General features: G+C 61.7%; 21 protein-coding genes. 2 read left to right on the top strand and 19 right to left on the bottom strand.

Annotation, left to right across the window (positions count from 1 at the left end; translation table 11 throughout):
• Positions 1–97 precede the first annotated feature (97 nt).
• Complete coding sequence (locus tag RBH19_RS08405; RefSeq protein WP_306728386.1) at positions 98–1,441, bottom strand: UDP-glucose dehydrogenase family protein; 1,344 nt, start codon at positions 1,439–1,441, stop codon at positions 98–100.
• A 569-nt stretch (positions 1,442–2,010) separates the two neighbouring features.
• Between RBH19_RS08405 and RBH19_RS08400 the strand changes: the two genes are divergently transcribed.
• Together RBH19_RS08400 and RBH19_RS08395 are read left to right on the top strand one after the other, a co-directional pair.
• Positions 2,011–2,691 carry an alpha/beta hydrolase gene (locus tag RBH19_RS08400; RefSeq protein ID WP_306728385.1) on the top strand — a complete coding sequence of 227 codons (681 nt, stop codon included), beginning with the start codon at positions 2,011–2,013 and terminating at the stop codon, positions 2,689–2,691.
• The gene (locus tag RBH19_RS08395; protein ID WP_306728384.1) at positions 2,688–3,452 is read left to right on the top strand and encodes an SDR family NAD(P)-dependent oxidoreductase; all 765 of its coding nucleotides are present in this window, start codon (positions 2,688–2,690) and stop codon (positions 3,450–3,452) included. Before RBH19_RS08400 ends, RBH19_RS08395 begins: the two co-directional genes overlap by 4 nt.
• A 529-nt stretch (positions 3,453–3,981) precedes the next feature.
• Here the strand turns inward: RBH19_RS08395 and RBH19_RS08390 are convergent.
• The 18 genes from RBH19_RS08390 to RBH19_RS08305 all read right to left on the bottom strand — a co-directional run bounded on the left by RBH19_RS08390 (position 3,982) and on the right by RBH19_RS08305 (position 23,322).
• Entirely contained in the window at positions 3,982–7,377 is a 3,396-nt protein-coding gene (locus RBH19_RS08390; protein ID WP_306728383.1) for a LamG domain-containing protein, read from the bottom strand.
• Positions 7,374–7,781 (bottom strand): hypothetical protein, encoded by a 408-nt coding sequence (locus tag RBH19_RS08385; protein WP_306728382.1) that lies wholly within the window; start codon positions 7,779–7,781, stop codon positions 7,374–7,376. Before RBH19_RS08385 ends, RBH19_RS08390 begins: the two co-directional genes overlap by 4 nt.
• Positions 7,782–7,900: 119 nt before the next feature.
• Positions 7,901–8,722 carry a prepilin-type N-terminal cleavage/methylation domain-containing protein gene (locus RBH19_RS08380; RefSeq protein WP_306728381.1) on the bottom strand — a complete coding sequence of 274 codons (822 nt, stop codon included), beginning with the start codon at positions 8,720–8,722 and terminating at the stop codon, positions 7,901–7,903.
• Complete coding sequence (locus tag RBH19_RS08375) at positions 8,719–9,171, bottom strand: prepilin-type N-terminal cleavage/methylation domain-containing protein (RefSeq protein WP_306728380.1); 453 nt, start codon at positions 9,169–9,171, stop codon at positions 8,719–8,721. Before RBH19_RS08375 ends, RBH19_RS08380 begins: the two co-directional genes overlap by 4 nt.
• Positions 9,171–9,638 carry a pilus assembly FimT family protein gene (locus RBH19_RS08370; RefSeq protein WP_306728379.1) on the bottom strand — a complete coding sequence of 156 codons (468 nt, stop codon included), beginning with the start codon at positions 9,636–9,638 and terminating at the stop codon, positions 9,171–9,173. Before RBH19_RS08370 ends, RBH19_RS08375 begins: the two co-directional genes overlap by 1 nt.
• A 79-nt stretch (positions 9,639–9,717) precedes the next feature.
• A complete protein-coding gene (locus RBH19_RS08365) occupies positions 9,718–10,095 on the bottom strand; it encodes a type II secretion system protein (protein WP_306728378.1) in 378 nt (125 codons plus the stop codon).
• A gap of 812 nt (positions 10,096–10,907) precedes the next feature.
• The gene (locus RBH19_RS08360) at positions 10,908–11,495 is read right to left on the bottom strand and encodes a hypothetical protein (RefSeq protein WP_306728377.1); all 588 of its coding nucleotides are present in this window, start codon (positions 11,493–11,495) and stop codon (positions 10,908–10,910) included.
• Positions 11,496–12,037: 542 nt separating this feature from the next.
• The gene (locus RBH19_RS08355; RefSeq protein ID WP_306728376.1) at positions 12,038–12,616 is read right to left on the bottom strand and encodes a type II secretion system protein; all 579 of its coding nucleotides are present in this window, start codon (positions 12,614–12,616) and stop codon (positions 12,038–12,040) included.
• A 204-nt stretch (positions 12,617–12,820) separates the two neighbouring features.
• Positions 12,821–14,038: a type II secretion system F family protein gene (locus RBH19_RS08350; RefSeq protein WP_306728375.1), complete on the bottom strand. Its 1,218-nt coding sequence runs from the start codon at positions 14,036–14,038 to the stop codon at positions 12,821–12,823.
• 251 nt (positions 14,039–14,289) lie between these two features.
• The gene (locus RBH19_RS08345; RefSeq protein ID WP_306728374.1) at positions 14,290–16,041 is read right to left on the bottom strand and encodes a GspE/PulE family protein; all 1,752 of its coding nucleotides are present in this window, start codon (positions 16,039–16,041) and stop codon (positions 14,290–14,292) included.
• Positions 16,042–16,062: 21 nt separating this feature from the next.
• Positions 16,063–17,460, bottom strand: a complete 1,398-nt coding sequence (locus tag RBH19_RS08340; protein ID WP_306728373.1) for a tetratricopeptide repeat protein — start codon at positions 17,458–17,460, stop codon at positions 16,063–16,065.
• The gene (locus tag RBH19_RS08335) at positions 17,457–18,383 is read right to left on the bottom strand and encodes an ExeA family protein (protein WP_306728372.1); all 927 of its coding nucleotides are present in this window, start codon (positions 18,381–18,383) and stop codon (positions 17,457–17,459) included. Before RBH19_RS08335 ends, RBH19_RS08340 begins: the two co-directional genes overlap by 4 nt.
• Positions 18,380–18,859 (bottom strand): four helix bundle protein, encoded by a 480-nt coding sequence (locus RBH19_RS08330; protein ID WP_306728371.1) that lies wholly within the window; start codon positions 18,857–18,859, stop codon positions 18,380–18,382. Before RBH19_RS08330 ends, RBH19_RS08335 begins: the two co-directional genes overlap by 4 nt.
• A gap of 74 nt (positions 18,860–18,933) precedes the next feature.
• Positions 18,934–20,652 carry a pilus (MSHA type) biogenesis protein MshL gene (mshL, locus tag RBH19_RS08325; RefSeq protein WP_306728370.1) on the bottom strand — a complete coding sequence of 573 codons (1,719 nt, stop codon included), beginning with the start codon at positions 20,650–20,652 and terminating at the stop codon, positions 18,934–18,936.
• Positions 20,653–20,677: 25 nt separating this feature from the next.
• The gene (locus RBH19_RS08320) at positions 20,678–21,025 is read right to left on the bottom strand and encodes a hypothetical protein (RefSeq protein ID WP_306728369.1); all 348 of its coding nucleotides are present in this window, start codon (positions 21,023–21,025) and stop codon (positions 20,678–20,680) included.
• Positions 21,026–21,029: 4 nt separating this feature from the next.
• Positions 21,030–21,680, bottom strand: coding sequence for a type II secretion system protein GspM (locus RBH19_RS08315; RefSeq protein ID WP_306728368.1), 651 nt, complete (start codon positions 21,678–21,680; stop codon positions 21,030–21,032).
• Positions 21,677–22,297: a PilN domain-containing protein gene (locus RBH19_RS08310; RefSeq protein WP_306728367.1), complete on the bottom strand. Its 621-nt coding sequence runs from the start codon at positions 22,295–22,297 to the stop codon at positions 21,677–21,679. The genes RBH19_RS08315 and RBH19_RS08310 overlap by 4 nt, the downstream gene beginning before the upstream one ends.
• Entirely contained in the window at positions 22,294–23,322 is a 1,029-nt protein-coding gene (locus RBH19_RS08305) for a type IV pilus biogenesis protein PilM (RefSeq protein WP_306728366.1), read from the bottom strand. The genes RBH19_RS08310 and RBH19_RS08305 overlap by 4 nt, the downstream gene beginning before the upstream one ends.
• Positions 23,323–23,513 lie beyond the last annotated feature (191 nt).

The following is a 23,513-nucleotide window of genomic DNA, read 5'->3' as shown; positions in this document are numbered from 1 at the left end:
GGATAAGTTCCCAAATATGACAAATCCATCGCGCGAACACTGATAATAGCAGAGTGCAGCATACCACCACAGCCCCGCCGAACTCAGCACTCAGCACTCAAAACTCCCTTCCCCGTCCAATGCCGGTGTATTCGAAGCCGAGGCTCTCCGTGCGCTCCGGATCATACTGGTTGCGACCATCGAAAATGACCTTCTGTTTCATTCGCCGGGCCATCTGATCGAAGTCGGGCTGACGGTAGGGTTTCCATTCGGTCACGAGAATCAGGGCATCCGCCTTGTCCAGGGCATCGTACTGGTGCTCGACAAGGCGAAGGCGCCCGCTTTCAAACCACTCGGCGGGCAGCTCGGCCCGGGCCATGTCCATGGCTTCCGGGTCGTGAGCGGTGACCGTGGCACCGCTGCCGATCAGGTGTTCGAGCACCACCTTCGACGGCGCCTCGCGCATGTCGTCGGTACCCGGCTTGAATGCCAGCCCCCAGAGGGCGAAGTGGTGGCCGGAAAGATCCGCCCCGAAGCGGGCGCGGACTTTCTCGTTCAGGCGCTTCTTCTGCTCGGCATTGCGCCACTCCACGGCGTCGAGAATGGCCGGGTCGAAATCCTGCTCCCTGGCGGTATGGATCAGCGCCTTCACATCCTTGGGGAAACAGGAGCCACCGTAGCCGCAGCCGGGGTAGATGAAACTGTAGCCGATGCGCGGGTCGGAGCCGATGCCGTGGCGGACGTTTTCCACGTCCACCCCCAGGCGCTCGGAGAGGCTGGCAATCTCGTTCATGAAGGAGATCTTGGTGGCCAGCATGGCATTGGCGGCGTACTTGGTCATTTCCGCGTCGCGCCGGCCCATGAAGATGATGCGGTCGGTCTTGTGGGTAAAGGCGGAATACAGATCGCCCATGACCTTCCGTGCCCACTCGCTATCGGTTCCGATGATCACCCGGTCCGGCTTCATGAAGTCCTGGACCGCCGCCCCTTCCTTGAGAAACTCGGGATTGGAAATGACCTCGAACTCGATCGAGTCACCCCGCTTTTCCAGGGCCTCACGGACAATCGCCTCGACTTCCTCACCGGTACCCACGGGCACGGTGGACTTGTCCACGATGATCGCCGGGCGCTGAATGGTCTCACCGATCTCGCGGGCCACGGCATGCACGGCGGTCAGATCGGCCGAACCATCCGCCGCCGGATTGGTGCCCACGGCAATGAAGAAAATGTCGCAGCTTTCGGCCGCCTCGGCCAGGGAAGTGGTAAAGGCGAGCCGTCCTTCCTCGATGTTGCGGGGCAGCATCTCGGGCAGACCGATTTCGTAGATGGGGCATTCGCCGGCACGCATGCGCTCGACCTTGGCGGCATCCTTGTCCACGCAGATGACGTCGTTGCCCATTTCGGCGAAGCAGGCACCTGTGACCAGGCCCACGTAACCGGTTCCGACGACGGCGATCTTCATTTCCCTTCTCCCTTCCCTTCAGGCGGCGTTCGAAAAAGGCGGATTGTACCGGAAAAGAGGGTGCTGAGTGCTGAGTGCTGAGTGCTGAGTGCTGAGTGCTGAGTGCTGAGTGCTGAGTGCTGAGTGCTGAGTGCTGAGTGCTGAGTGCTGAGTGCTGAGTGGGGGCGTTAGAGGGTGCCGGGGCGCTCGGGTCTGGGGGGCTTCGAAAGTGAGGTGTTAGGTGTGAGGCGTGAGGGGATAACCCGAAGCCTTGCGGCTTCCGCGCTTCGCGCGTTTCAGGCCGGCCTATGGCCGGCCGTTGGGCGCCGGAGGCGCCCTGCCTTTCGCCTTACTCCTCACGCCTCACACCTCACCTCCGAGGCCGTTAAACTCCAAGCGCCCCGACACCCGCTATGGCCCCCTCGATTCACGTTTCACGATTCACCCGGTGCCAACCGCAAGCCCCGCCCCTTCGAGAACTGCCGCCCCCTCCGACCCGCACCCACTCAACACTCAGCACTCAGCACTCAGCACTCAATCCCCCAGAGTAGTTTGTTAAACTGCCCACGCCTTCAATCAGGGAAGCCGCGATGAATCAGCAAAGCATTGATTGCCTGGAAATGAGTACCGGTGACGAGCCGGTGGGCAGTGTCATCTGGCTGCACGGCCTGGGTGCCGACGGCCATGATTTCGAGCCTCTGGTGCCCCAGCTGCGTCTGCAGGATACCCTGCCGCTGCGCTTTATCTTTCCCCATGCACCGGTGCGGCCGGTGACGCTGAACGGCGGCATGGCCATGCGGGCCTGGTATGACCTGGTCAGCCTGGAGCGCAATTCGCCGCAGGACCTGGATGGCATCGAGGAGTCCGCCGAGACCGTCAACCGGCTGATCCGGCAGGAAATCAAGCGTGGCATTGCGGCGAAGAACATCGTGATTGCGGGCTTTTCCCAGGGCGGCGCGGTGGCCCTGCATGCCGCGTTGCGCTACCCCGAGCGCCTTGGCGGCCTGATTGCCCTCTCCACCTACCTGCCCAAGGCGGAGGAACTGGAACAGGAGGCGAGCGCGGCCAACCGTGAACTGCCCATCTTCATGGCCCACGGCGCCCAGGATCCGGTGGTGCAGCCCAGTCTGGGGGAAGCCTCCTTCCGGCACCTGGAACGCCTGGGCTATGCGGTGAAATGGCGCACCTACCCCATGCCCCATGCGGTCTGCCCGCAGGAAATCGATCACATCCGGGCCTGGCTGCTGAACCTCTTCGGGCGCGGCGAATGAACCCCCGCTTTCGCGACAGGGCGGTCCTGGTGACCGGTGGCAACCGGGGCATCGGCCTCGCCTGCGCGCAGGGTTTTGCGAAAGAAGGGGCCCGGGTCGGGATTCATTTCGCCCACGACGAGGCGACAGCCCGCCGCGCCCTGGACAGTCTGGATGGCGATGGCCATTGCCTGTTGCGGGCCTCGCTGGACCAGGCCGGCGACTGTGAAAGCCTGGCGCTGGAAGCGGAACGGGATCTGGGGCCGGTGGATGTCCTGGTCAACAACGCCGGTATCTTTCGTCACCGCCCGGTGGCGGACATGGACTTCACCCAGTGGCAGGCGATCTGGAACGAGACCATTGCGCTCAACCTGAGCGGCCCGGCCCATCTGAGCTTTTTGCTCGGCCAGGCCATGGCCCAACGCGGCCGTGGCCGCATCGTGAACATTTCCTCCCGGGGTGCCTTCCGCGGTGAACCCGAGGCGCCCGCCTACGGTGCCAGCAAGGCCGGTCTCAATGCCCTGACCCAGTCCCTGGCCCAGGCCTTCGGTGAGCGGGGGGTAAGCGTCACGGCCGTGGCGCCGGGTTTCGTGGAGACCGACATGACCCGCGATCTCCTCAAGGGCCCGGAAGGCGACGGCATCCGTGCCCAGAGTCCGCTTGGACGGGTCGCCACACCTGATGACGTGGCCGCCGCGGTGCTATGGCTGGCGTCAGAAGAGTCCGAGTTCGCCACCGGCACCATCATCGATGTGAATGGCGCTTCACATCTGCGGCAGTGAGGGTTTGGCCTCGGAGGACAGGGGAAAACCTTTAAAACACCTGGCCGCGAAATGGACGCTACATGGACAGGAAATTAGGGCTGGCACCGTGGGTGCTGACTGCCCGCTGTGGGAGCGGCTTTCAGCCGCGATTCCAATTCTTCGGATGGCACGTCGACGGTTTCCTGAAGAATCGGTGCCGCGGCCAGGCGGCTATGTTTTCTACACAGAGATCACGGAGGACACGGAGCGGGTTAAGGTGTTGGCTTTGATTGGAGCCGCGTTTCGCTGTTGGGTTGTTGGCATTAGATGGCTTGATCGCGGCTGAAAGCCGCTCCCACAGGTGGCCATCAGACCCGATACCGTCAGGCCTTATCTAGTGTCCATTTCGTGTGTCTTTCGTGGTCAATGCCCTCAAAGCCATCTCCAAGCACGGCGGCTCCCCAGGCACTGCTCACATCTCGCGCCCATTTCGCGTTCATCTCGCGGCTAGATGTTATTGTGGTTTTATCTCGTGTGCATTTCGTGTCCATTTCGTGGTCCCTCACCGTCACCAGCTTTCGCGCAGGTCGATCTGACGGTCCTGGCCTTCGTAGATGCCGAAGGTGATCACGCCGCTGGGGGCTTCATCGTGGTTGCCGTCGCCGCTCCAGTCGTATTCCAGCCATTCGGGCAGGCTGGTGGCGGTGACATCGTGGCTGGCCAGTTCATTGGTGAGCCGGAACCAGGCGTTGAAGTCCCCGCCCTGAGGTTGCTGCGGCGGCTCCTGCCAGTTCTTGTTGGTCTCGCCACTGCCACAGCCAGCACCGCTTTGATTGCCGGGTTCGATAATGCAGGTGCTGGCGGTTCCGTCACGTGGTGTGACACTCATGGTAAGCCCGGTGGTGCAGACATCATCATCGTGGCGACGCCAGCCTATCTCGTCGCCACCAAAGTACTCGGCATGAACGATCCCCGCCAGATCGAGGCGATCGGAACCGTGGGCATTGCCAATGTTCAGACGGCCATGACGAATCTGTTCACTACCATCGTAGCCAATCTCGAGACGGAAGGTGCTGCTGCCATCATCCGGGTTCTCGTACGCGACACCATCCGGATCCAGAATGGCAAAGGAAAGTTGTGCGGTTGAATCATACGGGGCTATATCAATCGCACTGCCACTCAGTTCGTGTGCCAAAGGCCCGCTGAAGACCAGGGTAACCTGAGCGTTATCGGGCTCATTGGCCGGTGGACTGTGACTGGCCATACCGTCATCGATGAAGACCTCCACCGGGCTGTCGCTACCGATTTCTTCGTATTGGGGGCTGATGTCATCCAGGCGCCACCAGTTACCTTCGCCCTGGGCGCTGAAATCGTCGTAGTTCGTGGTTTGCTCGTCATTCAAATTGCGCGGCACGATAGTGATTTCAGGCGCGATCTCAAAATCAATTGGTTGGCGCAAGTAAGTGAACGCGGAATCACAAGCAGCCTCGAGCTGGGGTTGGTTCGCGTTCACATGGAAATGATCAGGGCGAAAACGGCCGGCGTTGCGCCCCTGGCCGTGCACCGTTTCGCTACCAAGATAGGCTTGTGAGAGCACGGCATTCAGGTGGACATAGCCCGACTCACTCCAGAAGGTCGTTATCTGGTCACTGCCATTGACGAAATCATTGAATATCGAGGAACCCAGGAATCCATCGCTGCCACTGGCGGGTGCTGCGACTGTCGGACTAAGAGATACCTCGATAACCTGGGACTCGGCACCGAACGATGGGGTAATCGGATTATCACTCAGGTCAGCACCCTCATCGGGTCGTCCATCACCATCCTGATCATCTTCCGCCTGCCAGCTTACAGCCCAGACGGTGACTTCAAAAAGATCGCCGGCGATGGCAGTCACGGGCCCGTCCGGCGCAGGCACACTGTCACTGAGAATGGGGCTATCGACAAAGAAGCCGAAGGGTCGCACTGTGTAGTCACCGCTGGAGCCAAACAGGTAATCACCTGACATTGTGCCATCGGCGCGCGGTATTTCGGCCCTGGCGTAGAGACGGAGTGCGCCGACATCCAGATAGTTGAGAGTGATCGGTGCAATGGACTCGGACTGAAACGTCAGGTTCACATCGGTGTAATCAGCGATGGTGCCTGGATCACCATTGTCATCACTGGTGGCAATGGCATTTCCGTTAAGCTGGACAAGTTCAGGGCCGCATACGCCCGGATCACGGCATTCGGCGCCAAAGCTGACGGTTGCCGCCTGGCCTTCGTCGTAGATTCCGTCACAGGTTTGAGGATCTTCGTTACTTTCGCGAATTGCCTGGATGCCCAGTGCAGCCGCGTTGTACCCCACGTCGGACGGCTTGCCGGCAATCTGAGATGGGATTCCGGCCAAACCGGTGTCGATGTCAACGAGCCTGAAGCCAGCCCGGGCGATTGCAATGGAATCGGCTATGCTGCCAACGCCGTTGCTATCCGTCGCCGCTGGCGTCACTGTTTGTGGATCGACGGCAATATCCGTGTAATCGTAAGCAAGGGTGATGCCGCTCTCGTCCCCTGTGAACTCGTAACTGGCGCTTCCGTCGGGCCCCGAGAAAAACGCCCCCCCGCCGGCAAGCAAGCTGCTCCAGTAGCCGCCACCCGTATCACTGCTCAATCCCAGAATCGTTCCGGCGGTCGGGTTTATGGGATTATTGTCTACATCGCGTGCTTCGATGCTGATCACATTACTTGCACAGGTAACTCCCGAGGTCATGGCGGGCATGATGCGATAATGATCAATTTCACCGCCGCAATCACGGGTCTGCTGATATACCGCCGTGATCTGGTCCGAGGTCAACGCCCCGGAGAACAATCTCGGTTCATCCATATTGCCAATGGCGTCATACGCGCCTCCAGCGTGCGCCATCAGGCCCAGGCCGCCGGTGGTGCTGGCGACACCGGGCGGGCCATCCATCTGCTCGCTGTCGACCAGTTCACCGTTGATATACAAGGCGGCAAGGCGATTCTGATTGGCATAGCTAAGCGCGACATGGACCCACTCGCCACCCAGGGGATCCACAGGGAGGTCATTGAATGAAACCTCGAACAGGCGAACCTGGTCGTTGCTACGTCGGATGGCAAACACCATCTCGTCCGGCGAGCCACGTCGAATGAACAGTTCGAAACGACCGGCGTAGGCATCCCCCCGTGTATCACCATAAGCAAACAGGGCGGGGAAGTTGTTTTCCTGCTCGTCCCTGCGCATACGCACCCAGGCCGCCAGGGTGAATGAATCCGCAGCATTGACATCGGAGCTGGACGGGCCGGTTACCCGCTGACCCGATTCAAATACGCCATAACGGCATGTGCCGGTTGCACCCGGTCGTGCCGGTTCTTCCCCCGCTGTGGTGGCGCCGACGGCATTGCCATGCCGGTCATTACCGGAAAAATCCTCAACCTCACCAGCATTGCCCAGCCATTCCAGTTCATCAAAATAATAGGCATACATGACCTCGGGTTGAGGCGGTTCCACGATGACGGTAACCGAATCGCGATCAAATTCGATCCAACCGCTTTGGCATCCCGCCTGTCCCGGTGGCCAGGTGACATAATTTTCGCAATAAGCCGAGACGAACTCAGCAACATAGGTTCCTGGCGTATCGTAGGTATGTGCGTTGGCAAACGGTGAGTCCTGGCATGGGGAGTTGTTAAACACAGCCTCCTCCGTAGCACCATCGCCAAAAATCCACGTGTCTCGCCAACGGTCGGCATTGATACCACCGCAATTCTCGGCCTCAATGACAAAAGTCACTTCGGTTCCGGCCGGAACAACGAGCTCGTCCGCTTCGCCGTTCGCCGTCATCGAAATGTTTGCCGTCGAGACGGCGGGGAATGCCAACAGGGCAAGCACAGACAGGACGGTGGCCGCAAAACGAAAAGTCTTTGCCAGGCAGGCAATATGCACGGCGGATATGGCGTCTCTCATCATGGTGCGTTGCTCACCTGTGCCGTGACGGTCCTTGATACATAGTTGCGCTCACCGTAGCTGCCCCGCTGTGCTTGCGCTTCCAGCACGAATACCTGGAAGGCTTCACCTCGTTCGGTATGCGTGGTGCTGGTGCAGCTGATTTCCACGGTAAAGTCATCCAGTGAGTGTGAGGAGCTTACCGCGGCGCAGCCTCCACCATTGCTTGCTTCGTACGATGCCGCTTCGATGCCGGAGCGGGCAATGTACCAGGCGCGGCTACTGTCCATGGCGCGGATCGGTGTGTCCTGCTGCACGCCACTGAGGGTGACCATGTAGATGGCCAGTGCCGCCAGGCCGACCAGCAGGAACAGCGCCGCGATCAGCGCGACTCCCCGCTGCTTTCCGGCAATCGCTCCCGAACGCATACCATGTCCAGCCATGTAAGCTGCGCCTTTCTCCGCGTCTCCGCGTCTCCGCGCGAGATCACCTTTGAACTCGGCTTGTCCCACATCCCGACGGATCGGTCTTGTCTGCCAAAAATCATTCATGGCGTGTTGCTCACCTGGATCTGGTGTTGCAGACGTACCCGCTCGCCCTCTTCCTGGATCACCAGGGTCAGGGTGAGCAGGCCGGCGCGGGTAGAGCTGCCGGCGTCATACTGGAATTCGCAGCTCTCGACGCGATTGACCAGGGTGTTGCCGGCATTGGCGTTGAAGGCCTGGTCGCGGTCATAACGGTAGCGGTTGATACGGCCGGTCTCGCAGACAAAGGCCACCGCGTCTTCCACCAGGTAGAAGCGCTGACGGGGTGAGGAAAGCGGGAACTGATGGGCGTTGGCCAGGGTGACCCGGGTCTCGCCGGGAACCGCCACATCATCGGCGAGTGTGACCCCGCGAGCCTGCGTCATGCTCTGGCCGGCCCAGGCGTCATTGCCGGACTGCCCCGTGTTATAGACGGACAGGTAATAGGGGTAACTGCCATCGGCCAGGCCGATCGGGCCGGTGCTGTTGAACTGATTGTCCGGCTGGTTGAAACGCAGACGCCGATTGGGGTCGCCGCCGACCGGTGCCGGGCCCGGGCCCTCGCGATAACGGCCGCCGGCCACCGTCGCCAGAAACTCCACGCAGGGATTACCGGCGCACTGATTGACTCGAATGCTGTTGGGCAGGGCGAGACGGATCTCGCGGCTCATGCGGCGCATGGCGCGGTCGGCATCGGCCACCAGGCTGGCCCGGCGCTCCTGGTCCACATAGCCGCCGACGCCGCCCTGGATGATCACCGCACCCACCACGGCCACGATGCCGGTGATCACGATGACGATGATCAGCTCCACCAGGGTGAAGCCTTTTGACGGCTGCACCCTCATGGCGCCGTCCTCCAGGCCGAGAGTGTGAAACTGACGGTATTGGCGTTGTCGGAAACCTGCACGTCGATTCGACGCTCATCCGCGCCGAGGCCGAGGGAACCATCGTTGTAGACATTGACATTGACGGTGTAATTGCCAAGGCCGGGCAGGGTATCGCCGAAGACATTCTGGGGTGGGCAATCGAGGTTGTTGTAGGCCCCGATGTGATCCCAGTCCTCACGTGAACCGCAGCTGCCGTCGCCGGTGCTGCCCGAAAACGGCCGGGCCATGATTTCATCCATGTAGGCCTCGGCAATGGCCACCGCCTGGGCGCGGATCATGGGGTCCGCACTGGCACGGACGATGGTGGTGTAAACGCCGAGAATGGCCGCCGCGGCAATGCCGATGACCACGATGCTGATGATCAGCTCGATCAGTGTCACCCCGCGTTGATGGCGCCGGCGGAGCATCAGCAGACCTCCACGTGGCCGGTTTCCGGCTCGACGCAGAAACTACGACTGAAGCCACCGCCTTCCACGGTGACCTGGGGCGGGTTGTTGGTCAGCGGCCGGCCGAGGCCATCAAAGACCAGCTCTGCCTGACCGGAAATGGAGACCGTCACACCAGACGGAGTATTGGCCTGAAAGGCCCCACCCCGGCTGGGATGGATGACGGGAAGCCCCCCGAAATCGCCACTGCCACAGGGATTCTCGTGATCGAGTGCATAGCCACCGGAGGAGATGGCGATGCGCGCCAGGCAGCCCGTGGTACTGGCCTGCAGCTGTGCGTATCGCGTGGCGCTCATGAGTTCGTCGTGGAAGCCGCGGGCGTCGTAGAGGGTGCCGCCGGTGAAACGGGGGATGGCCACCACGGCGAGGATGCCGAGTATAACGATGACCATTACAAGCTCGATGAGGCTGAAACCTTTCGCCGACATTCAAGTAACCCCAGACAGAACCGCCCTCAACCCGAAGGTGAGGGCGGCTTCACAATCAACTTTCTTGAGGCTCTAAGGATCAGTTGATCGATATACTGCAGTCCTGGTCAGTATCACCGGGAACCGTGCGTACGGTGAAGGTAATAGTGCCCCCAGTTCCATCGGCAAGATCAAATCGGGCGGAATCAAAGTTTGTGACCAAACCTTCCAGATCACTGCAGACAGTGACTGCGACAGCATCAACAGTTGTTGGATCAGTCGGCTTGCCATTGGCAGCCCACTTCGCAAAATTCATGGCTGCTGCACTGGTAAGATTGCCTGCCTGCGCCTGAAGGGCAGCTGTCTCGGCTTCTCCACTCAGATCAATAAACCGCGGCACGGCCACGGCGGCGAGGATGCCGAGGATCACGAGGACCACGACGAGTTCAATCAGGGTAAAACCTTGGGCTTTGCGCATCTCAATTCACCTCTTTCAGAATTCCCGGCCGCGGCCGGTCAAGCCATGAGTATAGCCCGCTGGAGCGGGACTGAAGCCCCAACCGCGGCCGCAGCCGCCACTGGGGCTTGTTTAAAGCATAGCCTGATTGAGGCAAATGACACAACCGTTTTATGTAAAAACCGATAAAAGGTTTCCTGACGCGGATCAGAGGGTTGCTGGCGGGGATGAACGGTTTATCTGAGGTTTGTTCAGGTTACGAGATTCACACGAGATAAAGGCGAAAAGCGTTAGCCGCGAGATGGACGCAAAATGGACGCTAGATTTGGGTCGTGCGGGGTGAGGTGTCGTGCGGCTTCGGAGGGGCCGTGCCTGGGGATGGCTTGGAAGATTTTGACCACGAAATGGACACGAAATAAAAAAGAAAAATGGATCTCAGCCACAGATGAACACGGATGGACACAGATTTGACATTTGCAGTGCGGGTGCTGACCGCCCGCTGTGGGAGCGGCTTTCAGCCGCGATCAAGCCATCTAATGCCAATCCACCATCAACGACACGCGACTTTTATCGAAGCCAACACTATCTCCCGCTCCGTGCTCTCTGTGTAAAAACATATCGGCCCGGCTTCGGCAGCGATTCTTCAGAAAACAACCGGCGTGCCAACCGAAGAATTGCAATCGCGGCTGAAAGCCGCTCCCACAGGTGGCGGTCAGCGCAGGCGCTGCCAGCCCTCATCTGTGTTAATCCGCGTTCATCTGTGGCAAAAAAAAACGCCCTTCGCCTTTCATTTCGCGTTCATCTTGCGTCCATTTCGCGGCGCCTTTCCCCTACTACCCGCTATACAAGACCCCGAAGCTGACGGCCAGGAACACTCCCGCCAGGAGGAGGAGAAAACCGGTGGCGCGGTGATGGCGGCGGGCGAAGTTGTCGAAGTCGTCGAATTCCTTGTCCAGGCCCCGGGTGGCCTTGCGCACGGAGACCCACTGGTTGGCGAAGGCTTCCAGGGGCTTGAGGGCGCTGGGCCGGAGCAGGATCACCAGTGCCAGGATCGCGGCGGCGCTGTTGGCCACGATCAGGAACCAGAACAGGCCTTCCCAGAGCCAGGTGATCCCGGGCATGGCCAGGGCGGCCTCGGCCGGGCTCATGCGAAAGACGAAGGCGAAGAAGAAATAGAGACAGGCGATCAGGATCAGGGCGCCGACCCAGCGATGGTGGCGGAAGAAGAAGCGTTCGTAATAGCGGGGAACCTCCAGCTCCTTCATGGCGCGCCGGGTGGACCATTCCCGGTTCATGCGGCTGGCAAGGCGTTCGAATCCGGCGGGTGCGAGCATGAGAATAAGGCCGATGGCAGCGGCGAACAGCCCCACTACCAGGAAGAAGACGATCAGTGCATCAAAAAACAAGGCAAGCGTGTTCATTGGTTTTCCTTGTCAGACAGACCCGAACAACACCGGCCCCCCGGCCCGGCCCTCTTTTGGATAAACATAGCAGAAATGCATGGGCGGTGACGGGTTTGGAGGGGACCACGAAATGGACACGAAATGGACACGAGATGTTGGGCCGTGCCCGGTCAGGTGCCGTGCTGATTCGGAGGGGCCATGCCTGCGGAGGGCTCGGCGCATCGACTGGCCGCGTAGGCGCGGATGAATCCGCGCCTACAGCGAGACCATAGAGGACGGCGTGCCAAAACGCACGATTGTCATCGCGGCAGGAATGACGCTCCCACAGGGGGTTCGAATTCGCGGCGTGCAATTGGATGGGTTGTAATCGAGGATAAAACCGCGCCTACGGTGCCTATAGCTACGCCACCCCCCGCATCGGGCACGGCCCCTCCGAAGCGGCACGGCGCCTTACCCCGCACGGCCCCATCTGCGTCCATCCGTGTCCATCTGTGGCTAATATTCTTTTGCCTTTCATTTCGCGTCCATTTCGCGGCCAAATGTTTTAACGGTTTTCGCCCTTATCTCGTGTCCATTTCGTGTGCATTTTGTGGTCCCGATTCATCCGGTCTTCCACGCAGTATCCAGCGGGCGAGTTCGGAGCCTTCGCTGTCCCAGTGGTAGGCATCGGGGCTGACCAGGCGCAGGGCGAAGAATTGCTCGCCACCTTCCCGTTCGACCTGGAAACGGATGCGGGGCGGGCCGTCGAGTTCGCTGTGGAAGTAGCGGCTATGGCGAACGGTGTAGATCAGCCATTGCCCTTCGGGGTCCCAGTACCAGTGCCCGGGCGGAACGTTCGCCGGGTTGGCGCCGGGTTTCTCGCCCAGGTAGTTGGTCGGCGGGCGCTGCAGCCACTCGACAGGGTTGCGGCCTTCCATTGCCTTGACCGCTTCGCGACCATCCCTCAGCAGCCGTTCCGCCGCCGCCGTGCGCAGATTGCTGTCCATGGCCACCCGATTGCGCTCCACACTCACCCGCTCGGCCTCACCGGTCAGGGGCAAGAGGTTCTCGATGGCCACCACGAAGAAGATGCCCACCAGGGTGATAACCAGGAGGAATTCCAGCAGGGTGAAGCCGCGGTTGTGTGGGTGGCGAGACATGGTTTTCCTGCACTGCAGTGGTGTTCTTGAAATCGTTGTCGTTGTCGTTGTCGTTGTCGTTGTCGTTGTCGTTGTCGTTGTCGGCATTATTCTGGCGTGATTAAATTCCGATTACGATTACGACAACGACAACGACAACGATTTCTACTAAACGGCCGTGCCGATTTTGGGGGTCATATGGCTCCGATAGGAGGTGGGGCCTTACTACATGGCGACTCTTGCAAGGTCCCACATTGGCAAGAAGATTCCCAGGGCCAACAGAAGCACCAGAATCCCCACGAACACGATCAATATGGGCTCGATGATGGCGCTGAGGTTGTCGATGTCGTACTGCACTTCCCGTTCGTAGAAGTCGGCGGCTTCTTCCAGCATGTCATCCACCGAGCCGGTTTCTTCACCCACCTGGATCATCTGCAGTACCAGGGGGGTGAAGATGCCGGCGGCGCGGGCGGTGCGGTGCAGGCTTTCGCCGCGCTCGACACCGTTGCGCATGCCGGCGACGCGGTCGCCAAGCCAGTTGTTGTCCAGGGCACGGGAGACCAGGGTCAGGGCCTGCACCAGGGGGACGCCGGCGCGGAAACACATGGCGAAGGTGCGGGCGAAGCGGGCCAGGGTGGCGCGCAGGATGATGTCACCCACGGCGGGGATCCGGAGTTTCCAGCGATCCCAGGTGCGGCTACCCTTGGGTGTCTTCGACCAGTAGCTGAAAGCCGTTGCGCCCAGTACAGCGGCAACCAGCAGCCACGGCCACCAGGCCTGGGCGAAGTTGGAGACGGCGAGAATGCCGCGGGTGGCCAGGGGCAGCTCGGCATCGAAGGCGGCGAACATGCGGGAGAACTGGGGAATGACCCAGATGGTGACGATGGCGATGGCAATGACGATGGCGCCGATCACCATGCTGGGATACATCAGGGCGCTCTTCACCTTGCGGCGGGTTTCCCGGTCCAGCTGCAGGTATTGGCCGAGGCGCAGGAAGGATTCCTCCAGATTGCCGGAGTTCTCCCCCACGCGGACAATGTTGATGTAGAGCGGCCCGAAGATGTTGGCGTGGCGCGCCAGGGCGCCGGACAGGTCACGGCCGGACTCCAGGGCATCCACCACGTCTTCCAGGGCCTCGGCCAGTATCTCGTTGCGGGTGGATTCGATCAGACCGCGCAAGCCGCGAATCAGGGGGACACCCGCCTTGGTCAGAGAGTACATCTGACGGGTGAAGAGGATGAGATCCTCGCTTTTCGGACGCGGCCGCCATAGCTGTAGCTGCACCCCGGCTCCACGCCGTTTTTCTTCAGACTCATTGATGTCGATGGGGGTGATGCCGGTATTGAACAACTGGCGTGCCACGGCATCCGCATCCTCGGCCTCCAGTGTGCCGCTGACGGATTCACCGCGCCCGGTACGCCCTTTGTATTTGAAAACCGGCATTGATTGCTCCTAGGTAAACCCGGCGGTGAGTATGTTCTCGTTGTCGTTGTCGTTGTCGTTGTCGTTGTCGTTGTCGTCATTATGAACGCAGCAACGGACTACGAGCAGCGAGGTGATTTACGAAAAACTTTCTGTTCCAGGGCTTCTGGTCTTTACTCGTAGCTCGATCAAACCTCGATTACGACAACGACAACGACAACGACAACGAGCGATACTGCCAACTCAGAACTCAGAACTCAGAACTCAAAAAATCACCCATCACTCAGACTCAAATCCAGGTTCGGGGCGGAGACACGACCTTCCAGGCCACCGGCCAGGCGGATGACTTCGGCGAGGGAGGTGGTGCCCTGCTCGGCGTAATCCAGGGCGCACATGACCAGGGGTCGGTATCCGCTGCGGCGCTGGGCCTGTTCCTCGAAGTCATCCAGGTCGTTGCGGCGCAGGGCGTCGGTGAGGATCGCGTCCAGTTCCAGCAATTCGTAAACGCCGATTCGGCCACGGTATCCGGTGTTTCCGCAGTAGGGGCAGCCGCGCCCTTCCCGGAAGGTCATGCCGTCGGCCTTTTCCGGGCCGATGCGGGCACGCAGCCAGGCCAGCTGATGATCATCGGGTTTCTTGTCGCGACCGCAGCTGTCACACACCCGACGCACCAGGCGCTGGGCGATCACCGCGTCCAGGGAAGCGGCCAGCATGTAACCGGGCGCCCCCATGTCCATCAGGCGGTTGATGGTGGCCAGGGCATTGTTGGTGTGCAGGGTGGAAAAGACCATGTGACCGGTCATGGCCGCACGCAGGCCGATATCCACGGTTTCCTGGTCACGCATCTCGCCCACCAGGATGATATCCGGATCCTGTCGAAGGGCGGTGCGCAGCACACGGGCGAAGTCCAGACCGATGCGGGGATGTACCTGCACCTGGTTGACTCGCGGCAGGCGGTATTCCACCGGGTCTTCCACGGTAATGATCTTGTTGTCCGGCCGGTTCACGTAGTTGAGGGCGGCATACAGGGTGGTGGTCTTGCCGCTGCCGGTGGGGCCGGTCACCAGCACCATGCCCTGGGGCTTGCTGATGAGGCGCTGGATGCGCGGCAGCATGTCCTCGGGAATGCCGAGCTGCTTGAGCTCCATGGTGCCGGCGGATTGATCCAGCAGACGCATCACCACGGATTCCCCACTGGAGATGGGCATGGTGGACAGGCGCACATCAATGGTTTTGCCCTTGACGTTGATAGAGAAACGGCCGTCCTGGGGCAGGCGTTTTTCGGAGATGTCCAGCTGGGACATGAGCTTAAGGCGGGTGACCAGGGCGGAAGCGATGCGCTTGCCTTCGATGACCTGCTCCTGCAGCACACCGTCCACGCGCTGGCGGATGCGCAGAACCTGATCATCCGGCTCAATGTGGATATCCGAGGCATTCACCTGCACGGCGTCCTCGAACATGGACTGGAGAAGGCGAATCACCGGGGCATCGGTGAGCTCGTCCTCGGCCATGAGTTCATCGAGATCGTAATCCCCTTCCGACAGTTCCTCGCCCAGCTCCTCGGCCAGGCTGGAGATCTCTTCCGTGCGCCGATAGACCAGGTCGATGGTGCGCAGCAGATCGGCCTCACGCACGATGCCCACGTGCACGGTCTTGCCCAGCAGACGCGAGACTTCATCGAAGGCGAAGATGTCGGTGGGATCGGCCATGGCCACCAGCACACTGCCGTCTTCATTGGTGGACAGGGGCAGTGCCCGATAGCGGCGTGCATGGGTCTCGGGCAGCCTGCGTGCCGTTTCCGGCTCGAAGCGAAAGTGGCGGATGTCGATATGCGGGATGTCCAGCTGCCGCGACAGCAGATCCAGAATTTCATCCTCGGTCACGTAGCCAAGATCAATCAGCACCCGACCCAGCTTGCGGCCACTGGACTTCTGTTCCGCCAGTGCCTGTTCGAGCTGGCTTTCGGAGATCACCTTGTGCTGGACCAGCAGGTCACCGATCCGGATTTTCTGCTTGCGGTTCATCCGCCGCTCTCCCGACTGTGGTTACGGCTGCGATTCCAGTTCACGCAGGCGTTGCTGAAGATAGTTCTGTACCGAAGGCCCCAGACCGTCACTGGCCAGTGCCTGACGGTAGGCCTCGCTGGCGCCACTGAAATCACCCAGGCCCTCGCGGGCCAGGCCCAGACCCATCCACCATGGCCCCTGCTCCGGGCTGTCGGCCAGCAGGGTCTCGTAGAGGGCCGCCGCCTGGTGGTATTCCCCCTGACGATAGCGCAATCCAGCCAGCAGCGCGGCCGATTCCGGTGCCGCGTCCCGCCCTGGGTAGACCGCCTCGAGGGCTTCCACTGCCCGCTCGAGCCGTCCCCGGTCCAGCCACAGACGTGCTCGCTGACGGGCGAAATAACCCTGCTCGGCGGCGGGCAGCGCCGCCACCGAAAGGCTGGCGGCGAGGAGCTCGTCGGCGGCCTCGACCCGGCCCTGATCCAACAGGATCTCGGCCAGGGCATCGCGGGCTTCCACATGAGCGGCTTGCAGCTCCAGCACCCGTTCAAGCTCGATTTCGGCCCGCTCCAGGCGGCGCTGCTGGAGCGCCTCGAGTGCCTCGCTCCAGGCCGCGGCAATGCGTTCTTCATCACTCGGCTCGCGGCGCTGGCGAAGCATTTCCCCACTGGTATCCGCCACGTCGCTTTCAGTGGCCAGCGGAGGATCAGGTTCGTCGGCCGTTCGAGGCGAGCCGATTTCCGGCTGGGTTCCCGCGTCGAGCGCCGGTTCGGGCTCCGGGGCCGGGCCGGATTCGATGGTCGAAGACGGTTCCGTCGACCGGGTGTCCACCTCAGCGGGCGCCTCCTGCAGAACCAGGGCAAGGCGGTCACCGCCGGCGGCATTCTCTTCCAGATACAGGGGGCCGGCCTGCCAGCCCGATTCCAGCTGCAGCTGAAGCCGTGTGCGTCCTTCGCCCAGACCCCGGGTTTCCAGGGAGCGAACCGCCGGTGGCAGTGGCTGGCCCGACGCCTCGGAGAGACGCGCGTCCACCTCCACGACCAGGCGATCATTGGCGGCCGAACGCCGCCGGTAGGCACTGTCACCATCGAAATCAAGGCGCAGGCGCTGACCGTCGCGGGTGGCCACGGTCTCGATGGCCAGGAGATGCACCGGCGCAATCCGCGTTGCCTCCTCCTCCGTGACCTCCGGGACGACGGCCGCCGCTTCCGGCGCCGCTTCCGATGGCTCCGTTATACGCTCATTGCCCAAACCGCGCTCCAGGGGCACCAGGGCATAGACGGCGGCCAGTAGCAGCAACAGCAGGGCAAGCAGGCCAACGATCAGCAGGGGAGAGCGTCGGCCAGCCGTCGAACGGCCCACGGCGCGTGCCTGGCGATGATCCGTGTCGCCATCCCGCCGGGACTCCAGGTCCCGCAGCATCTGGTTGATCAGGCTCATGCCACACCCCCGGCGGGCAGCCACCACCACAGGCCCACGGCCGCCATGCCGACAATGGCCGTGGCGGTGACGATTTTCGGCCAGGAGAAGCGACGGCTGCCCCGAGGCGGCGCGCCTTCGGTATCGGCAATGGCACGGCGGACATGGCCGGCGCGGATCTGGTCGGCGCCCTCGCCCCAGGCGGCCATCAGTGCCTTGTGGGCAAGTACATTGATCAGCCGCGGTGTTCCGGCACTGCCTCGATACAGGCCGCGAATGGCCGCGGCGGTAAACAGCGGGGCGCCGCGGTAGCCTGCCACCCGCAGGCGGTGGCGGACGTAATCCTCAATGGCGGCGCGATCCAGCGGCAACAGGCGATAGCTGAAGGTGATGCGCTGGCGCAGCTGGCGAACCGAAGGCCGTGACAGACGTTCATCCAGTTCCGGCTGGCCAAACATCACCACCTGGATCAGCTTGCGCTTCTCCGTCTCCAGATTGGTCAGCAGGCGTATGGCTTCCAGGGTCGCTTCCGGCAACTGCTGTGCCTCGTCCAGCACCAGGATCACCGGCCGGTTGTCACGGGCAAGCAGCAGCAGGCGGTCCTGTATCACCTGCAGCAACTGCTCCTGACTGAGGCCTTCATTGACGTGGATGCCCAGTTCCCTGGCAACGGCCAGGCGCATGGACGCCGGCGACAGATGAGGATTGGGGATATAGGCGGTGATCGCCTCCTCCCTCAAGGCATCCAGCAGCATGCGACACAGCAGGGTCTTGCCCAGCCCCACCTCCCCGGTGACCTTGAGAAACCCCTCGCCGGAACGCAGGGCGACCAGCAGGACATTCAAGGCCTCCTGATGCGGACGGCTGTCGTAATAGAAGCCCGTGTCCGGCGTCAGGGAGAAGGGGTATTCGTTCAGGCCGAAGTGGGGGAGGTAGAGTGTCATGGTTTCAACTCAGCACTACCTGCCTGCAGCCGATGACGGACCGTCGAGGGGGTTACTTCGTTGTCGTTGTCGTTGTCGTTGTCGTTGTCGACCAAAGCGTACTCACCAGACGCCTCTCTCGCCATCAACGACTTGGCACCGAGACGAGTCAACATCGAGACGATTCTCACAAGCATCGCCTTGCCCTCCGCACTCTGCGCCGCATCCATTGCATCTGTAACAACCAGAACGTCCTGAATTGCGGCACACTCCAGCGCCGATCCACGTGCAATCTCGAAAAATCGCCGACGATCCTTTTGGGTGCCCTTCCCATTGCCCTCGGCAATGTTCATCGGCACTGACTGGCTGGCACGCAGTAGTTGGCCCCTTGCATGCCGATGAAGCCCGTTAACACCCTGACAATACGTTGATGCCCATGCCACGTATTGGAGCGAGAGCTGGTAGACATCGAGCTTTTCGTGGCCGAATGCGTGCATTGAAAGACCCGATTACGACAACGACAACGATGAGTTTGAGTTCGGATATTGCTCAAAGGTGACAAAACTCACCGTCACCGTCTTCCCGGTCGACGCATATCCCGAATCTGCCCCTGATAGTCCCGGGTCATGTCATCCCATTGTTCGTTGCTGTCCACCACGATGGGGCGCAGGAGGATGACCAGTTCGGTCTTGGCTTCCCGCTGGCGGGTCTGGCGAAAGAGGTTGCCGAGAACCGGGATGTTGCCGAGCAGGGGTGTAGAGAAGACTTCGTCACGCATCTGGTTCTGCATCAGGCCGCCGATGACGACGATCTGGCCGCTGCTGGCGCGGACGATCGAATCGGATTCACGCACTTCACTGAAGGCCAGAGGGAGACTGTCGGTCTCGCCGGCGACGGTCAGATCCTTGCGCTGGTCGGTGACCTGGCTGACGGTGGGGTGGATGTGCAGGATCACTTCATTGCGATCATTGATCTGCGGCGTGACGTCCAGGGCGATGCCGGAGAAGAAGGGCGTCAGTTCCACGTTGCGCTGGGCGGTGGCGCCGGCCGCGCCGAAGGCACCGCCCGACTGAATCCCGGTGACGAAGAACTCGTCGGTGCCGACCTTGATCACGGCCTTCTGGTTGTTGACGGTGGACACCCGCGGGCTGGACAGGACGCGCGTCTCGCCCTGGCGTGACAGCAGCTCCACGAAGGCGCGGAAATCGTTGCCGATGTTCAGGGCGGCAGCAAAGGTGCCGCCGAAGGCTTCCGTGGTCATGCCCTCGAGAGGAGCACCCGGGTTCAGGCTGCGCTGGCTGCCCGTGATGGAAGAACTGCCTTCCGTGAACAGCTCCCGGCCGCCCACCTGACCGATGAAGGCGGCGTCATCACCGTCGATCCGCAAGCCACCCCAGTTGATGCCGGCGCGGAACTCATCGCGCAGTTCCACTTCCAGGATCTTGGCTTCCAGCACCACCTGCCGGCCCACATTGGCCTGGATGGTGGCCAGGTATTCCTGGATCTCGCGCAACTCCGAGGGCATGGCGCGCACGGCGACCGTGCCGGACTGGGGATTCATGATTACCCGCCCGCCCTGGGTGTCGGCGACGATGGCCTCCAGGGTGGCTTCGATGTCGGCCCAGAAATCGGAGCGGGATTCGGTTTCGATCAGGGTGCCCGTGGTGCGCTCCGTGCTGCGGCCCCCTGTGGCAGCGGCGCCGCCGAACCCGCGTGTTCCCGCGCGTCCGGCCTGACCGGTGTGGCCATCACTGACCTGGCCGGAGGTCACGCGCGTACTGGAGCGGCCTTCGCGGGTCAGGGTGAGGTAATCGACACTGAAGACCCGGGTCTGCAGACCCGCCGGGCGCACCAGATAACCACCTGCCAATTCACGATACTCATAGCCGTACACCTCGCGCACGGCCTCCATCACTTCCGGAATGGTGACGTTGCGCAGGTTGAGGCTGATGCGGCCGTCGACGGCCTCGTCGACGACCATGTTGTAATCGGTGTCTTCCACCAGCCCCATGAAGAAGGTCTGTGCGGGGACATTGCGCACGGCGATGTCAAAGCGTTCTTCCGTTGTCTCGGGCAGATAGTGGCTGCGACGGGTTTCCCGCGGGGTGAGGGCGTCAGCCACCTCCGGCGGGGGCTGGCGCTGCTCGGTCGCACGCAGGCTGTCTTCCAGCACCTGGTCCATGCGTTCACGGGTGTCCTCGCCAAAGGGCTGGGTGGCACAGGCCACCATGACCATGGACAGTGATCCGCAGATCACCAGACCGCCGGCCCTGTTCAATACGCTGTTCATGCCTGTCCTCGACATCTTCGCACTCTCAGTTTGATTCACGGCGACTGATGGAAAGATCCGCCCGCAGTGTCAGGACCATGCGCTGCTCGCCACGGCGCAGCACCACACGGTCGGCTTCGATCTGCTCCACCCGGGCACCGCCTACGCGCTCCCCGACCTTCACGATTTCGTCGTTGACCACGGCCAGACGACGGTTCTCACTGATCAGTATGGACGACAGATCCCAGCTGGGCTGGGGTGTCGGTGTTTGCGCCTGGCGTGCCTGGGGCGGTCGCATGGGGTCATCCACGCTGCTGGCCAGGGTCAAGGAGGGCATCAGCAGGATGAGCAGACTGAGGCCACTGACGATGCGCAGGCGAATTGGATTGAGCATTGAATCAGACACCGATCCAGTCCTCCCTCAGGCTCAGACTGTGCACCACCAGCACGACCCGGTTGCGCGGCCAGCTTTCCATGTCGAGCTGCAGGCTGCCCCAGTAAAGATTGGCGTCCAGCGCCTCCAGGGCCTTGAGATAGCGAACCACATCGCGGTACTCGCCGCGCAGTTCCATGCGTACCCCGTGACGATAGATATTGCCCAGGCCTTCCATTTCCTCGTCCCGCAACAGCGGACGGGGTTCCAGGGAGCGCAGGGAAATCAACTCCAGGCCCTGCTGGCGTTCGAGAATGCGCTCAAGCATGACGGCCATGCGGGTGGGCTCGATGAGATCGCCGGTCAGGGCGGCGAGACGGCCGTCCAGGGCGGAAAGCTCGTCCTGCAAGGCGGCGAGGCGTTCCCGATTGCGGGCATCCGGGTCACCTTCGCGGGCCCGGATGATGGTGGCAATGCTGTCATTGGTCTGATGGATGCGATCGCGCAGGTCGCCCACCCGCTCCTGGGCCAGTTCGCGCCGCTGATTGAGGGGCTCCATGAACACCGCATTCCACAGGAAGGCCAGCACGGCCGCCGCCGCCATGAAGATGAGCACCCGTTCACGCAGGCTCAGGGCATCGATGCGATCCCGCACTTGATAGAGGCGATCCTTCACGAGCCACCCTCCTCGTTCTCGCCCCGCGTGGACAATCGGAATTCCAGCACACTGCCGCCATCCGGGGTTTCCACCCGTTCAATGACCATGGTACGGAAATCCGTGCCCGCAAAGACGGTTTCGCGTGACAGGCGCTGCAGATAGACCGGCACCTGATCCGCTTCCCAGGTGCGACCGATCAGGCGCAGCTGCTGACCACCTTCCCGCAGGCGGATGCCCGTGAGCCACACCGGTTCGATCCGCTGCCGGCCGAGCGCTTCCAGGTGCTCGGAGAATCCCTGCTGCTGCCCAAGGGCGCCATTGTCCAGCACCTCCAGGGCGCGCTGCTTGAGTGCCCTGTCCTGCTCCGCCGCTTCCACGGCCCGCCGCAGGGCCGGGCTTTCCTCCCGCCTGGGCAGCGTGCGCTCCAGGGACGCCAGCCGTTCCAGGGCCTGGGTTTCCTGGGCCTCAAGTTGATCCAGCTGGCTCTGCAGCTGACTGTACCGCCACTGACTCCAGAATGTGATCACGGTCATGCCGGCAATGATCAACACCAGCATCATGAGCATGGTCTCCGCCGAGAAGACCTTGCGCTGGCGCCGGAAGATGGGCTGATAGAGATTGATGTTCTGGTTCACAGCGCCACCTCCTCACGCCGAAGGGCGGCGCCCACCGCGAGCAGGCAGCGGGACTGGATGGCCTGATCGATCGGCTCCTCGCACTCCAGCAATTCATTGAGATCGACGGTCTGCACGTTGATGCCCAGACTGCTCTGAAGATGTTCATTCACGAAGGGCAGATCCACCGCAGTGGGCATCAGGGCAATGCTGCCCACCGGCGGTTGCTGGAAATGACTGTCGTAGTAATCCATCGAACGCTGCAGCTCCAGGGCGATACTCTCCAGCAACAGGGGGCGCTCGTCTTCGGAGGCCGCGGCGAGCTGGTCTTCACCCACCTCGACACTGCGGGCCAGAAACAGCGTTCCCTGGCGGCTGATGACGATCAGGGCCCGATCCACCCCCAGATAGAGGGAAGCCAGACCGCGTTCGTCGCCATCCAGCAGAGCGGCCACGTTGCGCACCGCCATCTCCGGCAGGTCGATGATGGACAGATCAAGGCCCGTGCCTTCCACGCCCTTGATGATTTCCTTCAGGCGCGGCGTCCTGGCCGCCACGGCGTACATGAGGCGGCCGGACTGGCTTTTCTGCTCAGGAATCTCGAACACGTCGATGGTGGCGTCATCCACATGGAACTGAAGCAGATCCTTGATGCGCCAGCGTATGGCCGAGCGCAGCTCTTCCGGCGGCACGTCCGGTGCTTCCACCAGCATGAGCTGATACTGCTCCGGTGTGACCAGCACGGAAGTACGGCAACGCCCCACACCCTTCTCGTCATTGATCCGTTTCAGACGCGCCCACGGCGATTCCCCGGCCAGGCCGGTCTGGGCAACGAGAGTAAGACGGGGGATGTCGCCCGCGCCGCGCTCAATGCAGGCCAGGCTGACGGCGTTCTGGTTCACGGCCACACCGGCCAGGCGGCGTTCGCGTTTTTTCTTGTTGAAGAAGGACAGCAGGGCAAACCTCCCGGGGCGTCCGCAATGGCGCCTTGATCCGGACAGGGTCGTCGTCAGGGTATCCAGTCCCTGATGACAACCACGGGGCAAGCGGCAACGCGGCGGGGAGGCCTTCGCCTGCCCCTGCGTCCCTGCCGTGCCAGTCTACCCCCCGGAGACGGCAATCTATCGATTTAACTTAATCCGGATGTCTCATTTCCCGGAGATAATAATCCACTTATTGAAGGAGTGTAAAACAAAAGTGCCCAAAAGGCGGAAAAATCGGAGAAAATTTGACTTTC

The sequence above is a fragment of the Natronospira bacteriovora genome, from assembly GCF_030848495.1.
GTDB classification, from domain to species: Bacteria; Pseudomonadota; Gammaproteobacteria; order Natronospirales; family Natronospiraceae; genus Natronospira; species Natronospira bacteriovora.
This window is presented reverse-complemented; position numbering and strand designations above follow the sequence as displayed.

Excerpts from the sequence above, each read along its gene's own strand:
- RBH19_RS08390 (WP_306728383.1), bottom strand. The coding sequence starts at position 7,377 with ATGATGAGAGACGCCATATCCGCCGTGCATATTGCCTGCCTGGCAAAG.
- RBH19_RS08375 (WP_306728380.1), bottom strand. The coding sequence starts at position 9,171 with ATGCTCCGCCGGCGCCATCAACGCGGGGTGACACTGATCGAGCTGATC.
- mshL (WP_306728370.1), bottom strand. The coding sequence starts at position 20,652 with ATGAACAGCGTATTGAACAGGGCCGGCGGTCTGGTGATCTGCGGATCA.
- RBH19_RS08405 (WP_306728386.1), bottom strand. The coding sequence starts at position 1,441 with ATGAAGATCGCCGTCGTCGGAACCGGTTACGTGGGCCTGGTCACAGGT.
- RBH19_RS08340 (WP_306728373.1), bottom strand. The coding sequence starts at position 17,460 with ATGAGCCTGATCAACCAGATGCTGCGGGACCTGGAGTCCCGGCGGGAT.
- RBH19_RS08350 (WP_306728375.1), bottom strand. The coding sequence starts at position 14,038 with ATGCCGGTTTTCAAATACAAAGGGCGTACCGGGCGCGGTGAATCCGTC.
- RBH19_RS08400 (WP_306728385.1), top strand. The coding sequence starts at position 2,011 with ATGAATCAGCAAAGCATTGATTGCCTGGAAATGAGTACCGGTGACGAG.
- RBH19_RS08335 (WP_306728372.1), bottom strand. The coding sequence starts at position 18,383 with ATGACACTCTACCTCCCCCACTTCGGCCTGAACGAATACCCCTTCTCC.
- RBH19_RS08365 (WP_306728378.1), bottom strand. The coding sequence starts at position 10,095 with ATGCGCAAAGCCCAAGGTTTTACCCTGATTGAACTCGTCGTGGTCCTC.
- RBH19_RS08385 (WP_306728382.1), bottom strand. The coding sequence starts at position 7,781 with ATGCGTTCGGGAGCGATTGCCGGAAAGCAGCGGGGAGTCGCGCTGATC.
- RBH19_RS08380 (WP_306728381.1), bottom strand. The coding sequence starts at position 8,722 with ATGAGGGTGCAGCCGTCAAAAGGCTTCACCCTGGTGGAGCTGATCATC.
- RBH19_RS08345 (WP_306728374.1), bottom strand. The coding sequence starts at position 16,041 with ATGAACCGCAAGCAGAAAATCCGGATCGGTGACCTGCTGGTCCAGCAC.
- RBH19_RS08320 (WP_306728369.1), bottom strand. The coding sequence starts at position 21,025 with ATGCTCAATCCAATTCGCCTGCGCATCGTCAGTGGCCTCAGTCTGCTC.
- RBH19_RS08330 (WP_306728371.1), bottom strand. The coding sequence starts at position 18,859 with ATGCACGCATTCGGCCACGAAAAGCTCGATGTCTACCAGCTCTCGCTC.
- RBH19_RS08355 (WP_306728376.1), bottom strand. The coding sequence starts at position 12,616 with ATGTCTCGCCACCCACACAACCGCGGCTTCACCCTGCTGGAATTCCTC.
- RBH19_RS08370 (WP_306728379.1), bottom strand. The coding sequence starts at position 9,638 with ATGTCGGCGAAAGGTTTCAGCCTCATCGAGCTTGTAATGGTCATCGTT.
- RBH19_RS08395 (WP_306728384.1), top strand. The coding sequence starts at position 2,688 with ATGAACCCCCGCTTTCGCGACAGGGCGGTCCTGGTGACCGGTGGCAAC.
- RBH19_RS08360 (WP_306728377.1), bottom strand. The coding sequence starts at position 11,495 with ATGAACACGCTTGCCTTGTTTTTTGATGCACTGATCGTCTTCTTCCTG.